A 15,483-nucleotide genomic window follows, 5' to 3' on the forward strand; every position below is an offset into this window, starting at 1 on the left:
CCGGTCGACAGATCAATGGGCGAGCGGAAGGTCCTGCTCGGTCCAGATGCATTTGCCCTCGTCGAGATGGCGAGTGCCCCACCGCTGAGAGAGAGCGGCCACCAGGTGCAGGCCCCGGCCGCCTTCGTCGGTGTATGCGGCGCGCCGGATGCGCGGGCTGGTGAGGCTGCCGTCATAGACCTCACAGATCAGCGACCGGCTGCGCAGCAGGCGCACGCGCATGGGGCCGCTGGCATGCCGGATCACGTTGCCGACCAATTCGCTCACCAGGAGCTCGGTGGTCATGGCGAGATCGTCCAGACCCCAGCCGGCCAGCTGGCTGCGGACGTATTCCCGGGCCTGGCCGGCTGCCCGCGGGTCGTCCGGAAGGCTGCACGAGGCGACGCTGTCGACAGGTGTGCCTCGGGTGTGGGCCACGAGGAGGACCGCGTCGTCGTTGGTCTGCTCGCGGTCGGGCAGCAAAGCCGAGACGATGACGTCGCAAAGGTCATCGAGGCGCCTGGTGTCACCGTGTTGGGGGCCGGTCGGGAAGAACGAGGGCCGGGCCACGGCCCTCGCCAGCGTCTGCCTGAGCTGAGCCAGTCCCTGGTCGATGTCCCGGGTGGCGGATTCGACGAGGCCGTCCGTGCAGAACACGAGAAGGCTCTCGTCCGGCAGGTGCAGCTCGTGCGTCTCGAAGGGAGGTTCGGCGGCGCCCAGCGGCGGGTCGCTGGCCAGCTCCGGGCAGTGGACCGTCCCATCGGGATAGACGATGACAGGCGGGAGATGACCGGCCAAGGAGAGCGAGCAGATACGGGTGACGGGGTCGAACACGGCGTAGGAGCAGGTGGCGTACTTGTCGTCGCCGAGGTCGGAGACGAGTTCGTTGAGGTGGCTGAGCAGCTCGTTTGGGTCCAGTTCGAGGTCGGCAAGGGCGCGGACCGCCGTGCGCAGCTGCCCCATGACGGCGGCTTCGGCGATGCCGTGCCCCATGACGTCGCCGATCACGATGGCGACCCGATCGCCGGACAGCGGGATCAGGTCGTACCAGTCACCGCCCACCTCTTCGCCTTTCCCCGCGGGCATGTAGCGAGCGGCGGCGCAAACGGCCGGCAGGGAGGGCAGTGTCCTGGGGAGCAGACCGCGCTGGAGCTCCTGGGCGCGGGTGTGCTCCACGTCGTACAGCCGGGCCCGATCCAGTGTCTGCGCGATCAGCCCGCTCAGGGCTATCAGCAGGGTGCGTTCCTCCTCGCTGAAGGAGCGCGGCCGAGAGAAGGAGACAACACAGCAACCGATCGCGTGCCCGGAGGCGATGAGAGGCAGGAACGCCCATGCGCTCTTGGTCGACGCGGCCACAAAGCCCTCGAACTGGGGATAGAGCCGAACATATTCGGCAGGCGACTCGACGAATCCGGGAGTGCGGGTGCGGAGCGTTTCGGCGATCGCCATGTGGCTCGTGAGCGAGATCCCGCTGATCTGGCGCAGGAATTCCTCTGTGTATCCGACGGATCCGACCACGTGCAGCCGGCCACTCTCAAGCGCGTTGACCACCAGCCCGTCGGCGCCGAAAGGCGGCAGGACACGCTCCGCGACGGCCTTTACCACGTCGCTGGATGTGACGGCTTCGGCCAGCGCCGCCGTCAGCTCACTCATCCGGGCGGTTCGCCCAGCCGCGACCCTCCCCCAGCCTCCGGCCGGGGGGACCCCCGTCTCGCTTCGCTCGCCGACCGATCGCTCGGCTCCCTCTGGCCGCTCGTCGGTGACACCGGCGAAGTAGATCGTCAGCCCGCCGCCCTGCAAGGGGACCAGCCGGACACGGCGGACGCGCTGATCGGTCGGCCCGTGGAGATCGAAACCGATCGGCTTCCTCTCGGCGGACGCCCGCCGGCACTGGGCTTCGAGACCGGGTGCGCGGCCTACGGGAATATCCCAGAGAGCGCTGCCCAGCAGCGTCCGGCCGGGGCCGAGGAGACGCTCGGCCTCCTCGTTGACGCAGGTGATCCGCCCAGTCCTCGTCGACCGCCAGGAATCCTTCGTCCATGTCACGAAGGGCGGCGACGACCGGATCGCCTGCGGCTTGTGCGTGAGCCGGGCCCCACAGCGTGCCGACCATACGGGCAGAGGTGCCGTGCTCACCCGGCACGATGTGGCCGCGCGCTCGTACCCACCCGAATGTGCCGTCGCTGTGGTGCACTCGGTATTCGGTGTCGTGCGCCGTCCCGCTTTCGTACGCCTCACGGATGTCGGCCGTGAATGTCGGCAGATCCTCGATGCCCGGAAGGTGCCGGCAGAGGTCCGCGCTCTCGTCGAACGCTTGCAGCGACTCGCCGGGCATGTCGATGACCGGCTGGGTGAGCGTTACGGAACCGGCCGCGGCGTCGTACTCCCAATGCCTGATCGCAACCGCGCGGGGCAGCTCCCCACCGGGCCAGTCGATCGCCGGCGGTTTCCCGGGCGCCGAGACGACACCCGACGGCGTAGCGTGACCTTTTTCCAGGCGTCCGGCCGCCCACACCGCCACGGAGCCGAGAAAGGACCGCTGCGCGGGATCCGGCTCGTCGGGCCCTGCCATGAGCACGGAAAGCGCACCGACTCGCCCGCTGGTACCGAGCAGAGGCACTGCCGCAGTGCCGGAGGCCCCGATCCCCAGGCTGTCCTCGGCCACCCAGACGAATGTGCCGCTGCGCAAGGCGCGTGCGGGGGGCACGTCCTCGTCCGCACGGAGATCCGCCCATGCCCCGGCGAGTTCCGGCGCAAGTCCGCTGGCCGCCACCAAGCGCAACCGATCAGAACCGGGGTCGCGCCAGTGCACCAAGCCGCCGAGGCCACCCAGGCCGGCGGTCACCTGCTGAAGGGCCACGTTCAGTGCCTCGGCCATCGACAGATCGTGGTCGCTGGCCGCCAGCAACCGTAGCCGCATCGCCTCCGGCTGCTCGATGCGGCTCATGGGCCTCGCGTTCCCAGCCGTCACCGCATCTCCTGAAAGGTCTCGTGTGAAGCCACGCCTTGGAATGCCCCACCATCGGGCACCGTGGGGCACTGCTGGCGTAGATTGGAGATTCTCTCAATTGACCTACATACACTGTATCGCTGACTCTGTCCCGTAATCGGTGGCAGCTGTACATCACCTCGGGTCGGGCCGAGGGATGCTTGAGGTCAATCGGGTGTGGCGGACAAGGGTGATCTGGTCCGGGTGGTGGCGCGTCCCCGATGCCGCCGTGGCCGTACCGCGCCGAGCTGCGACGGCCAGGACCCGACCGACTTCCTCAATGGCATGCTCGTGCCTCCGGCCGACTACTGGCCGCGAGTACGCGAGGTCCTCGACCGCCACGGCATCCTGCACACCGTCGGCGCCGCCGGATACCTCACCAGCCGCAGCCCGGCAATTGCGTCCCCCGGCCCGGAGCGCAAGTCCAGCGCGGCCCGCCAGATGTGATGCCTGAGGACCTCCGGTCCCACGAAGCCGTCGACCGTTTGCGCTCGCATTGCTTCGCCGAGGAACGGGGAGCGCAAGGGGAGCGCGGACGCCTTTGGACGGTGCAACACCGGATGCGGACAGCCGGACCGCGGCATGGGCTCTGATCTGGGAAAACGGGATCTGGTACGACAGCATGGCACAGCCCAGCACGACCTCTGGCGGCCTCGTAATGCGTAGGTCTCGGGTTCGAATCCCGAAGGCGGCTCCATGATGAACCCCAGGTCGGGCCTTTGACCTGGGGTTTCTTGTTTCGGGTGACCTTGGAATATCGGCAAATCGGGCACCTGCGGTCTGTGCATCGTAATGCGTAGGTCGGAGGTGTGGTTTCCGTGACCGTATGGATGACCTCAGCCTCTGAGCTGGGCTTTTGCTCATCCAGGAAGGGCGAGTCAGGTATACGCAATGGGTTTCGGTGGACAACCGGTGGACAGGCGTGCGTGACACTCCATCAGGGGCCTGTCGTTACCCCTGGGTCGGCGGGTGAAATGCGGCCATCTTCGATGGGAAGATCGGCAGCGGCGGGACTGTCCGGTCCCGACAGTCGCCGAAGCGGTCACTTGGAGACCATCTCCCACAGCGCGGCCAGGATCCCGGCAACGAGCAGCAGGCCCACGACCGTCCCCACGGGCGAGCAGCCGCCGCCTCCGACGGCCGCGGGCACGAAGATGTCCTCGTCCCTGCGGCCAGGTCCCCGCTTGCCGCACGTGGAGCACCCCTTGGCACCGTATCCGTCGCAGTCCGCGAGTCTGGTTGCCTGTCGGCAGAAGGACAGGCTGACCGTGTTCTTTTAGCGCCGAAGCCGTACGTGGCGGCGCGGCCGACCTCGCCGAGCCGGCCAGCCGGCTGAATTGTGTTCGACGGAGCCGGTGCCCGGTCGATGCCGCCGCCGACGGCGGCAATTCGCCACCTGACAACCGCTGACCAGCGGCCTGCCGTCTACCCGCCGCGGAGGCGAGCACGTCGGCCGGGTGGGGTGTGGCGGGGTTCGACGCGATCGCGCGGGACTCGCGGACCGGCTCCGCGCGATGTGCGAGCGGCTGCCGCGCGCTGCCTGACGACTGGTCAGTGGTCTGCGCTGGATGCGGCTGCGAGCTGTGCAGTGTCGTCGGTGCGTTCCTTGGCTCCCGGTCGTGGCGGGTCCTCGAGCGGCTGCTGGCGGCGCGTTCCGCCCCGAGGGCGGGCGGACCGATTTGCGCTCTTTTGGGAGAAGGCGCGGGCGCTCATGTTCGATCCCTGTGCTGTGGTGCTCACAGGCGCGTGCGCCCCGGCCCTCTCAGAAGCGGGCGACTGTCACAGTAGCCGCGCAGCGGTGTCACAGGAGCCGGTCGGAAGTGATGGGCGGCCATTACGCGGGACTGGCCTGGACAGCAGGGGCCTGCCCGTGGTGCCGGTGGCCGGCGAGCCCGGCGGCCCGTGTCCGCCACCGCTTCGGCATGGATGAGGCCCAAGGCCGGTTGCGGGCCGGTCGTGGGCCGGGCCTGTCGGCCCGGCCCACGACCGGTGAGGGGGAAACGCCTCGCCGCTACTTGACGGTGGCCTTGCTCTGCACGATGAACGCCGAGCCCGAGGCCGGCTTGACCGTGGTGGAGGTCGTGGTCACTGTGGTGTTGCGCACGGTCAGCCCGGTCTTCGCGCTGATCGACACCGAGGACAGGGTCAGGCCGATGATCGGCTGCTCCGGCACGCCAATGATCTGCCCGGCCTTGTCGGCGCCGGTCGCGGTGACGTTGGCGATGGTGATGTCGTGGTAGTGCGGCGTGGTGCTGGTGATCGCCTGCGCCGCGTCGCCGTCCGCGGGCACCTGCGGGTAGTACCCGGTGATCAGGATCGGGGTCCTGACATCGGTCATCGTGAGGTTCCTGTACGTGACGTCGTGGACGTTGCCGCCACGGCCCCGCGCGGTCTTGATCCGGACGCCGGCGGCGGTGCCGGTCAGGGTGTTGTCGTGGATGTCGATGTCGTAGATGCCGCCGCCCGTGAAGCTGCCGATGGACAGTCCGTGACCATGCAGGATCACGCACTTGCTCAGCGAGATGTCGTGGGACGCGCCCGCCGACGAGGAGGCGATGGCGATGTCGTCGTCCCCGGTGTCGATCGTGCTGTTGGTCACCGCGACGGCTGACGACGACCACACGTCGATTCCGTCGGTGTTGGGCGCGTCCGACGGCGCCGAGATCGTGATCCGGTCGACGTCGGCCTTCGTCACCTTGGTGAGCGAGATGTTCACGTTCGGAGCGTTCTTCAGCGTGATCCCGGTGATCTTCACGTTCGAGGTGTCGCTGGCGAGAATCAGGCTGGGCCGGGACGGCTGGGTCTGGCCTGCCTTGATCGCCGCCCAGGTCTTGGCCCACCAGGGAGCGCCCTGGCCGTCGATGGTGCCCGCGCCGCTGATGGTGAGGTTCCGCACGCCGGTCGCCCCCAGCAGCGGAGACCTCCTGGTGCCCGACAGGGGGTAGTCCTCCGGGTTCTGTGAGGCGAGCAGGGTCGCTCCGGAGTCGATCGTGAAGGTGAGGTCGCCGGCCAGGGTCAGTGCGCCCGAGAGGTACCTGCCGCTGGTCAGTTCGACCGTGCCCTTGCCCGCGCAGGCGTTGATCGCCTTCTGCAGGGCCACGGTGTCCTTCGTCCTGCCGTCGCCCTTCGCCCCGTAGCTGGTGGGCTTGCAGACCGTGCCGGTGGCCGGGCTCGTCGTCGTGGTGGTCATCGGGTTCCAGCCGTCCGACCCTGCCAGGTACTTCGCCGGGGTGTAGGCCGCCGCCTTGGAGTCGCTCAGCTGCGGCCGGTCGGAGTTGACCGTCGCTCCGGGGCCGGTGTTCCTGTACTCGCTGAACCGGGCCTTCCTCCACAGGGAGGTGGACATGTCGGTCCAGGGCCGGCCGGTGTCGACCGACGACCCGATGGTGGACTCGCGGTAGAGCACCTGCGCGTCCTGACGCCACGGGCGACCGAGGTTGCTCTTCCTCCCGGTTGACTCCCCGGTGATGTTCGACTTGTAGAAGAGGAACCCGTAGGCGCGTGTCGCCGGGGTGCTGGCCGCGGTGATGACACCACCGTTGCCCAACTGGTGGATCTCGGACTGGTCGAAGACCGCGATTCCGCCGCCGTAGATGAAGTCGACGGTGCCTTCCACGTAGGACTTACGTACGTAGGCCCGCGCCGCTTCATTGACCAGGAGGGTGTCCTGGTGGCCGAGGAGCCGCACGTTCGTGAGGACCGCGCGGTCCTCGGACAGGCTCAGCGCCAACGCCTGGCTCGTGGTGACCGTGTTGTCGTAGTCGTTGGACATGGTCAGGTTCGAGGCCGAGAAGTCGTGGCCGTCGACGCGCACGGTCGCGCTGCCGAAGGTCCCGTACGTCGTCCCGTCCGGCTTCTTGACGCTCGCCCCGTGGTTCTCGACGATCACGACGTCGGAGGCGGCGGACCCGAGGCCCTTCAGCGTCACGTAGGGCTTGGTGCTCGGGATGGTGACGACGCCCCGGTAGATGCCCTTCTTGATGGCGACGGTCACCGGCTTGGTGTTGTTCACCGGGACCTTGTCGATCGCCGCCTGCACCGTTTTGACGTCACCGGAACCGTCAGCGGCCACCGTGATCGTCGTGCCGGAGGCCGCGGTCGTGGCCGATGCGGTGGCCGTCGGGGCCGAGCCGCCGGTGACCGGGGTCAGCTTCCAGCGCTTGTTGCTGTTGGTGGTGCAGGTCTCCTGGATGACGGCCGCGCCGGACGCGGTGCTCGCCTTCGCGTCGCTGACGCACAGACCGCTGTTGACATTGACGATCTGGAAGGTGTCGTCCCGCGCCGCCTTCAGCGTCCACAACTGGTTGGCGTGATCGGTCCCGCAGCCCCACTGCTGCAGCCGGGTCCCGCTGGCGGTGGAGGCGCCCGGGACGTCGAGGCACATCTTGCTGGCGGCTGACGTGATGTTGAACTTGCCCGATCCCCGATCGACCAGGGTCCACTGCTGGTTGCTCTGCCCCTGGCTGCAACCCCACTGCTGGACCAGCCCGCCGCTGGACGCACTGCCCCCGACCAGATCCATGCACAGCCCGCTCTTGGCGACCGCGAGGTTGTAGGTGCCGGCCTTCACAACGGCCGCCGAGTCACCTGATCCCGCTCCGACGGTGGCCGCCGCCGCGAAACCGACTCCCGCGAGGACGAGAGCGGCTACGCCACCCACCGCCGCGACGGGCCACCGGGTTCGTCTGCCCCGCTTGTGCCGACTGAGGTTCATGCCAGTCCCTTCTCCGTTTGCCACTACGGAGACGGACCACCTCAGCGACCCATAACGCTTTCAGGGCCACGAATTTCGCGTGGACTCCCCGCCCGACCCGACGTGGTCCTTCCGGTCGGCCCCTCTGCCAGCCCGTGCCATCATGAGCGCCTCCGCTGAGGGATCACACTCTGTGAGGGTGCATTGCGCAACGCTTCGGCCCGGCCCACGGCTGACACGGCGACCGACACCACGACTGAGACGGCGACCCGTCTGTCCGGAACCGACCTGGTCAACGCTGCCCGATCCGGGGACCCGCGGGCACGGGCCGCCCTGTTCAGCGAGTATCTGCCCCTGGTCTACAACGTCGTCGGGCGAGGTCTCCACGGGCACGCCGACGTCGACGACGTCGTCCAGGAGACCATGCTGTCCGCCATGCGAGCGCTGCCCCGGCTACGGGAACCGGAGCGGTTCCGATCCTGGATCGTGGCCATAGCGATCCGGCAGATACATGATCACGGACGGCGCAGCAAGGCCACGGTGGCCCGTCAGCAGCCTCTGGCCGACGTGGCCAACGTCCTCGATCCCTCCCGCGACCCGGCCGAACTCACCGTCGACCGGCAGGCGTTGTCCCAGGCCGGCAGTGACCTGCTGGAAGCCAGCCGGTGGCTCAGCCATGACGAGCGCTGGACGCTGGCCCTGTGGTGGCAGGAGACCGCCGGGCAACTGACCCGCACCGAGGTGGCCGACGCACTGCACCTGAGCGTTCCGCACACCGCGGTGCGAATTCAGCGGATGAAGGCCAAGCTCAGAGTCGCGATCGGCGTGCTCGCCGCCTGGCGGGCCCGGCCGCGGTGCTCCGAGCTCGAATCCCTCGGGGGCGGCCCGGCCGCGGCCGGGCAACGGCGGCTCACCAAGCTCAGCCGACACGTGGCCGCATGTCCGCGATGCAAGGCAGCGGCCGGTGCCCGGCATTCGATCGACGACCTGCCGATCCGGATCGGCGCATTGGCGGTCCCGGCCGTGCTGGTGGCGCGGATCCCGAACCTCGTCGGTCAGGACGGGGTGGCCGCCGGGCCGGTGTCCTCGCTGCTGAGCACCCTCCAACACGGTCTGGGACGGGTCACGGTGAAGTCCGCCGTGGCCGTCGGCAGCACCGTGACCCTCGCCGCCGTCCTCGGCCTCGCGATCCATCTGGCGCCCCAGCCCCAGCCCCAGCCCCACCCGCACGCCAATCCGGCGATGCGGAGCCCGACCCCGATCGCGAGCGCCCCACAGTCGCCCGGCCAGACCTCCGCGGCCTCGGACACGGCCACACGGACGCCGTCCTCCACCCCGTCGACCGCACTCCGCGCCTACTCCGGCGTCGCGACCGCCGACTACTACGTCGCCCCCGGCGGGGATGACGCGAATCCGGGCACCCTGGCCCGGCCCTTCGCCACCGTGACCCGGGCCGCCGCGAAGGCCGGGCCGGGCCAGACAGTCGCCGTCCGCGGAGGCACGTATCACCCCGAGGCCACGATCGTGCTCAAGTCCTCCGGTACCGCGAATCACCGGATCACGGTGAGCAATTACCGAGGTGAGCATCCCGTGCTCGACGGGTCCCGGATCCCGGCAAGTGCCTGGTTCATCGTCCAGAGCGGTGGGTACGTCACCGTGCAGGGGCTTGAGATCGTCAACGCCCCCAACGCCCCGTACGTCTGCGAGTCCTGCCACAACGACGTCTTCGCACGGCTCGGCGTTCACGGCAACGGCCAGACCGGACTTGTGCTGCGCGGCGCAGGGACACGCGACAACCTGGTGCTCAACAGCGACTTCTTCGACAATCACGAGTCCGGGTCCACCGGCGGGTACGTCGATGGCCTGGTCTTCAGGGACGGCTCCGGAACGGGCAACCGGATCCAGGGATGCCGGATGTACGACAACTCGGGCGACGGAGTGGACCTCAGCGGATTCAGCGGCGCTGTGACCGTCGACCACACCTGGTCGTTCGGCAACGGCGTCAATCGCTGGGGTACCGCGACCTTCTCCGGCGGAGGCAGCGGCTTCAAGCTCGGCGGCGATTCGGGTCTTGCGGCCGCCGAGATTGCCTCGGACAGCGCTTCCTGGGACAACGCCGGCTTCGGGTTCACCGAGGTGGGCAACGCGGGAGCCCCCCTGCTGACCAACGACACGGCCTTCCGCAACGGGCAGGCGGGCTTTGCCTTCCTCTCGTCCGCAGCGACCCTTCAGCACAATCTCGCCCTGGCGAACCACCCCGACTCCTGGCTGGGCGACCAGGCGCAGCACGCGGGTAACTCCTGGGACCAGTCGGGCTGGACGACGCAGGTACTGCACCTCACCGACCCCACATCGACAACCGCCCACCGCGGCCCCGACGGACAGCTGCCTTCCACACCCTTCCTCAGCAACACCAAGAACCCCACGATCGGCGCCACGTTGACGCCCTGACCACCACGGATCGACGACTGGACGTGCGCCGTCCACAGATCGGTGGCTGAGCCACTTGACTGCCTCACCGCGGTGCCCCTCACCCTCTACGGGGCCGGCCTCGCGCCAGGCCCGCGGCCACGGTCGCTGCCGGCGCCGACCGCCCCCGGTGTCAACGGCCCCTGAACCCGCGTTTCCCGTTGCGTTCGGCGGAGCACGACGCAGATCCAACTCGATCGCGATGGTGATCCGCCGGAGAGCCCTTGCGATCCGGGTTCGGACGGGCCCGCAGGGAGAAGGGCTGAGCCGCTGACGCGTTGGCGGATCACCAGGTCGTGGCGACTGAGCGGAGTGTGGTCCAGACGTCACCTTCGCGGGCCCGCTGTTGGGCAGCGGCTTGTCGAATGTCGTACGGCCGTCGGCCGGCAGAGCCGTGCCGTGGTGGGTGGACTTGACAGTGGCACGCTCCTCGACACCGCCGAGTCCGCGCGCCTGCGGCTGCCCTCGGCCTGCGCGCGGGAGCTTGCGGCAGCAGCTGCCGCAAGCGCGTCAACGGCAGAGTGCCCCACTTGGCCTGGTCGACCGCACTCCTGACCGCCGGCCAGGCACTGCTGTGCTGTACCGGTCGGGGAGGTGGAGGCCCATGCTTGAGCCCGGGGGACGACCACTGAACGCGGGCAGCGCGACCGCGTTCGACAAGTGTTGCTCCGCGACTTCTGGCACCACATCGAGAGCCGCCACGGGTACTGATCCACCATCCGTCCTCCGGGAGCGCAAGGGACGGCGGTCCGGCGCGGGCTGTCAGAAGACGTCTGTAGAGATTGGACAGGTGCCCGGTCCACTCTGCCGACCCGGGCGTCGGCTTCGTTGGCAGTCCCGTGGCAGTCCTGCTGCCAACCCCGGTGACAGCCCCGCCGGTGGACAGACGGTGGACAGACGCCTTCGGACGGTGCATCACGAGGTGGCACGGGATGACCTGCTGGACGTGCTCTGAACAGGCGCAACAGCACCAGACAGCACAGCGAGGCACCACGCAACACAATCGCTCGTGGCCTCGTAATGCGTAGGTCTCGGGTTCGAATCCCGAAGGCGGCTCCATGGTGAACCCCAGGTCACGCCTTGACCTGGGGTTTCTTTGCTCCGTTGACCTTGAAATCCCGGCCAACCGGACTTTCGCAGTCTATGCATCGTAATGCGTAGGTCGGAGGTTTGGTTTCTGTGACGAGGTCGACGGCACAACGCTCTGACCTGGTCTTTTATCTGCCGGTGGGGGATGGGTCATGCTGGCGCAAAGGTCCCGGTGGACAACCGGTGGACAGCCGTGCGTGACACTCCGTCAGGAGACTTCCCCCGCCCCGTTGTCGCACTGCGAAAGCCGCCAGTTTTCGATGCGGCGATCGGCGTCGCCAGGACTGTCCGGTCCCGACAGGCCTCGCATCTGGCTCGGGCCCTGGTGATGATATTTGAACTTGGACATCTTCTCTGATGGCGGGATCGAGGCACTGATCTCCGCCATGGAGGGCGATACACGGCATTGAGCCGACCCGGTACTGCAGGGAGCATCTAAGCCTGTAGTTGTTGTCGGTCGTCGCAGGTGACGGTGTTGGTGAAACAGGCCGACTCAATGTTCTGGGACTCGCTGGTATTCGCCGGGATCGACGAGGTGGACATCGAGGCAGTGAGCTCTTTCAGCGCTGCCGCTCCGGGGTGAGGGCAGGGCTTCGCCGATGCTCAGCGAGACCAGGCGGCGTGTGCGCAGGAGGTCGTAGAGGGCGGAGCGGCCGATCTTGAGGCGGGCCATGGCCTGCTCGGCCATTCGCGGTCGACTGGACCTTCCGTCAACTCGCCTTCCACCTGGCGGAGTCGGACTACTGCACGGGTGCGGTCGGGGACCTCGCGAACACTGGCGGAACGGCCTGACGGCAAGCACCGCGGCGTACGGTGGGGTGCTCCCCGGGCTTCAGGGCCGGCGGCCCAGCCGTCGTACCGCCCGGGCCTGGCGGCGCCGGCCGGTGGCCTTCAGGCGGGTGGCGAGGGCGTCGAGTGTCCGGGTGAGTGCCGGGCCGTATTCGGGTGGGTCGAAGGCGGCCAGACGGCGGTCGATCTCGACGGCCTGCTCCGTCACCTCGATGGATTCCGTCCGCCGCCCGGCCCACCACAACGCATCGGCGTACTCGGCAAGGGCGTAGGAGTATCCGGGTTCGTAGGTGTCGGGATCCGCGTCGGCCAGGCGGCGGTGGACCTCGGCGGCCTCCGCACGCCACACCGGGTCGCAGGGGCCCCCGGCCGGGTTGTTCAGGTACCGCAGTCCGAGGCGCATGGCCAGCTCCGGCCCGTGAGCGACCACGTCCACGTCGGCCAGATAGCGGTACAGGGTGATCAGGACCTCGTTCTTGATGACCATCGACTCCCGGCCGTACTGCGTACGCGACTCCGCACGGTGAGGTTCCGCGAGCGGGCCGAGCCTGGCCCTGAGTGCTTCGGCCTCCAGGGTCGACGTCTGTGCGTCCTGCGATCGGCCCAGGTCCTTCAGCACCTGCCCCTGGGTGTGCAGGGAGGACGCCAACCTGCTTTCCAGAGCTGCGGGGTTGGCCTTGGCGTGGCGGCGGTCGATCTCCACGGCCCGGGTGATGGCGGCCAGGGCCTCGTCGCGCCAGTGCATCGGCTCCAGAAGGTCCGGGTCGAGGGGACTGCCATCCGCGATCATCCGGGTGACCAGCTGTTCCCGCCGGGTGCCATGCTCACGCAGCTCGGTGGCGAGGTTGGCGAGAGCAGTGGACAGCACTCCCTCACGGGCGCGGGTACCGTTTTCGGCCGGTCTCCCGAGTATGGCCACGGCCTGCCGGGTCGCCGCGATCGCGGCAGGGCTTTCGAGCGCGTCCGACAGACCGGAACCCAGGTTGAGCAGAGTGACCCCGAGGTCGTGGTCGTACGCACCGGAGTGGGCCGCGGAGAGCCGCGCGTACAGCTCCAGCGCCTCGCCGTCGGCCTGTAGCGCTTCCAGCCACCGCCCCCCGTGCCGGAGGCGGACCCCGTAGTTGGAGAGGGAGAGCGCCAGATCGGCGCTGTGGGCGCCGGGGTCGGCCGCCGCGAGCCGACGCTGGATCTCCACCGCCCGCTGCGCGGTCTCCAGAGCCCGCTGGGACTGCCGTAGATGATCCAGGCGGTTGCTGAGGTTGTTCAGGGCCCGGGCCAGATCACGCTCGTACGCCGAAGGGTTGTGCTGCGCCAACTGCGCAAAGAGCTCGACGGCGCGCTCGCACGCAGCGAGGCTCTCCTCGTACCGGCCGGCTCCACCAAGACTCCACCCCAGGTTGAGATGCACGGTCGCCTGCGTCGCCGGATCGTCGGTCGTGGCGAGCCGGTGCTCGGCGAGGCGAACGGCCAGGACCGCGGCGGCCGGGTCGAGTTCCGCGTCCTCATGGTCGGGGAGCTCTGTCTCGACGGCCTCCAGCAGCTCGGTGCCGATGTCGTCGAGGCCGACCAGCAGACCAAGCGCGGCGCCCCCGGCTGCGACCGCGAGCCAGGGCGCGCCCTGGAGCAGGGGGTAGAGATGGCCGTGGCGCAGATGGGGCCAGCGGTCGGCGGCACTGGCCAGGAAAGTCATCGCACGGGGTGTCCAGGCGGCCGTGTGCCGGTCGCTGCCGTGCGGAAGCAGTGCCTGGAGCGTGGGCGCCGCCCAGTCCTGCGCGGGGTAGTCGGCCCGGTGCCCGGGCAGGGTGAGGGCGAGGAAGTCCTCGGCGAGCCGGTCGGGGGCGAGCGGTTCCAGGACCGTCGGGTGCACGGGGTCGGCCGCCGGATAGCAGACCGCGTGGTCGGCGAGAATCTGCTCCGCGGGAAGCGGCACCCTCAGCGACTCCAACACGGTTGCCCCCGTGGGATGTTCGACCGCTCCGGTGAGGACGGCCGTGAACACGGCCCGATTCATGACCTCGGGCGGGGTCGTGTGCGCACGGGCGGATGCGCCGGGTTCACGGCCCGCGCCCTGGCTGTGCAGCCGGGCCCAGTGCAGCTGCTCCCGGTCGAGGAGGTACGTCGTCAGGCCGGCCGCGTCCGACGGGGGGCGCCGCCCGGTCCGGTGCGCGTCCACCGCCACGAGCGCGGCCATGTGCACGGTGAGCGTCAGCCCGAAGTCGGGCTCGGCCAATGACACCGGAGGCCGTAACTGCGCGACGTCCGACACGCCGTGGCGGGCGGCGAAGCCGTCCCGGGCCGCCCGGAACATCTCGCCCCGTTGGCCCGGCCCCCCGTCTTCATCGCTGCCCTCACCGCTTTCGTCGCTTTCGTCGGACAGCGGTTCCAGCGTCTGGCTGGAGGTGGCGGTCTGTAGATCGGCGAGCGCGGCGCGTACCGCCGGCCACATGTCCGCACTGCGGGCCAGCATCAGCACCCTTGTGGGGAGCTCGGGACGGTGCAGCAGCGCGTTGCTGAACAGCCAGGTCAGATGGGGCAGGGGCCAGTGGTCGGCGTAGTCGACGATCAGGAGCAGTCCGTCCGCGCCGTCGATCCGCAGGTCCTGGCTGCCGGGCGGTGGCAGGACGCTGCCGGGGCCGTGGACGGCGTGGACGACCTTCCAACCCCGGGCGATCGACTCCTCGGCGAACCGGGCGGCGAGACGGGTCTTGCCCTGCCCGCCCGGGGCCCGGAGCCAGCGCGCGGCCAGCCGCCTGTCCGACACGCGCCAGCGGTGCAGCTCGGCGAGGTCCTGCTCGCGCCCGGTGAAGGGGACGATCTCATGGCGGGCGCTGAGCATCCTGCTGGGCAGCTCAAGCAGCCACTCGGCGGATGACTCCGGACGACCGCGCCAGTTCTCGAGCACGTACACGGGCAGTCCGTCGCCGAAGACATGGATGTCGGCGCCGATCACTCCGTACGCGAACCCGCCCTCCGCGCGAACCAGTTGATGCGAGGACACAGCCGAGCCCTCCGCCGGGTCCGGACCGCTCACGCGGAACCGTCGCCCGCCGTCGGCGCCTTGTGTACGTGGACACTGCTGCCGGGGCCCTGCGCGCCGAAGGCCGAGCCGCCCGAATGCGCGGTGATGTGCTGCGCCCAGTTGTGTTCCGTGCGCGGCAGTTCGGCCGCCACCTGATCCACCAGGGCACGGAGTTCGTCAGCGGCTTCCGGGTGCTCCCGCAGCAGCGCCGCGAGCCGCCGCGCCCACGGCCTGACCAGGTCCTCGCGTACGCCGTCGGTGTCCTCGTCCCGCACCACCAGGGCCGCGTCGCCGTCCAACTGCGCCTCGATCGTGCCGGACCCGTCCTCGTTGCTCCGCCGGAACAGCTCCGTGACGCCGCCCCGCGCGGCCTCCCAGGCGGTGGTGGCCATCGCCGCGACGATGGTGGTTGCCCCTGTCATGGCCAGAACCGTCGTCGGATCCGTCATGAAGTCC

8 protein-coding genes are annotated in these 15,483 nt (G+C 69.3%); 2 read left to right on the plus strand and 6 right to left on the minus strand.

The window, feature by feature from the left end; genetic code table 11:
- Positions 1-12: 12 nt before the first annotated feature.
- Together QFZ76_RS28450 and QFZ76_RS28455 are read right to left on the minus strand one after the other, a co-directional pair.
- Positions 13-1,632, minus strand: coding sequence for a SpoIIE family protein phosphatase (locus QFZ76_RS28450; protein ID WP_307676385.1), 1,620 nt, complete (start codon positions 1,630-1,632; stop codon positions 13-15).
- Positions 1,625-2,926 carry a PAS domain-containing protein gene (locus QFZ76_RS28455; RefSeq protein WP_307676386.1) on the minus strand — a complete coding sequence of 434 codons (1,302 nt, stop codon included), beginning with the start codon at positions 2,924-2,926 and terminating at the stop codon, positions 1,625-1,627. The genes QFZ76_RS28450 and QFZ76_RS28455 overlap by 8 nt, the downstream gene beginning before the upstream one ends.
- 219 nt (positions 2,927-3,145) lie before the next feature.
- On the opposite strand from QFZ76_RS28455, the gene QFZ76_RS28460 reads away from it, so the two are divergent.
- On the plus strand, positions 3,146-3,415 hold the full coding sequence (locus QFZ76_RS28460; protein ID WP_307676387.1) for a hypothetical protein: 270 nt from the start codon (positions 3,146-3,148) through the stop codon (positions 3,413-3,415).
- 1,564 nt (positions 3,416-4,979) lie between these two features.
- Here the strand turns inward: QFZ76_RS28460 and QFZ76_RS28465 are convergent.
- Complete coding sequence (locus QFZ76_RS28465; protein WP_307676388.1) at positions 4,980-7,682, minus strand: pectinesterase family protein; 2,703 nt, start codon at positions 7,680-7,682, stop codon at positions 4,980-4,982.
- A gap of 183 nt (positions 7,683-7,865) precedes the next feature.
- Here QFZ76_RS28465 and QFZ76_RS28470 point away from each other — a divergent pair, with 183 nt between their 5' ends.
- Positions 7,866-10,112 carry a sigma-70 family RNA polymerase sigma factor gene (locus QFZ76_RS28470; RefSeq protein ID WP_307676389.1) on the plus strand — a complete coding sequence of 749 codons (2,247 nt, stop codon included), beginning with the start codon at positions 7,866-7,868 and terminating at the stop codon, positions 10,110-10,112.
- A 1,600-nt stretch (positions 10,113-11,712) separates the two neighbouring features.
- Here the strand turns inward: QFZ76_RS28470 and QFZ76_RS28475 are convergent.
- The 3 genes from QFZ76_RS28475 to QFZ76_RS28485 form a co-directional block, all read right to left on the minus strand.
- A complete protein-coding gene (locus QFZ76_RS28475; protein WP_307676390.1) occupies positions 11,713-11,907 on the minus strand; it encodes an excisionase in 195 nt (64 codons plus the stop codon).
- 144 nt (positions 11,908-12,051) lie between these two features.
- Entirely contained in the window at positions 12,052-15,006 is a 2,955-nt protein-coding gene (locus QFZ76_RS28480; RefSeq protein ID WP_307676391.1) for a tetratricopeptide repeat protein, read from the minus strand.
- Between the two features lie 29 nt (positions 15,007-15,035).
- Positions 15,036-15,449 (minus strand): hypothetical protein, encoded by a 414-nt coding sequence (locus QFZ76_RS28485; protein WP_307676392.1) that lies wholly within the window; start codon positions 15,447-15,449, stop codon positions 15,036-15,038.
- Positions 15,450-15,483 lie beyond the last annotated feature (34 nt).

This window comes from Streptomyces sp. V4I2, assembly GCF_030817655.1.
Taxonomy (GTDB): domain Bacteria; phylum Actinomycetota; class Actinomycetes; order Streptomycetales; family Streptomycetaceae; genus Streptomyces; species Streptomyces plumbiresistens.

Bases quoted from the DNA above. Each gene is read 5' to 3' on its own strand.
- QFZ76_RS28450 (WP_307676385.1), bottom strand. From the start codon at position 1,632: ATGAGTGAGCTGACGGCGGCGCTGGCCGAAGCCGTCACATCCAGCGAC.
- QFZ76_RS28455 (WP_307676386.1), bottom strand. From the start codon at position 2,926: ATGAGCCGCATCGAGCAGCCGGAGGCGATGCGGCTACGGTTGCTGGCG.
- QFZ76_RS28465 (WP_307676388.1), bottom strand. From the start codon at position 7,682: ATGAACCTCAGTCGGCACAAGCGGGGCAGACGAACCCGGTGGCCCGTC.
- QFZ76_RS28485 (WP_307676392.1), bottom strand. From the start codon at position 15,449: ATGACAGGGGCAACCACCATCGTCGCGGCGATGGCCACCACCGCCTGG.
- QFZ76_RS28475 (WP_307676390.1), bottom strand. From the start codon at position 11,907: ATGGCCGAGCAGGCCATGGCCCGCCTCAAGATCGGCCGCTCCGCCCTC.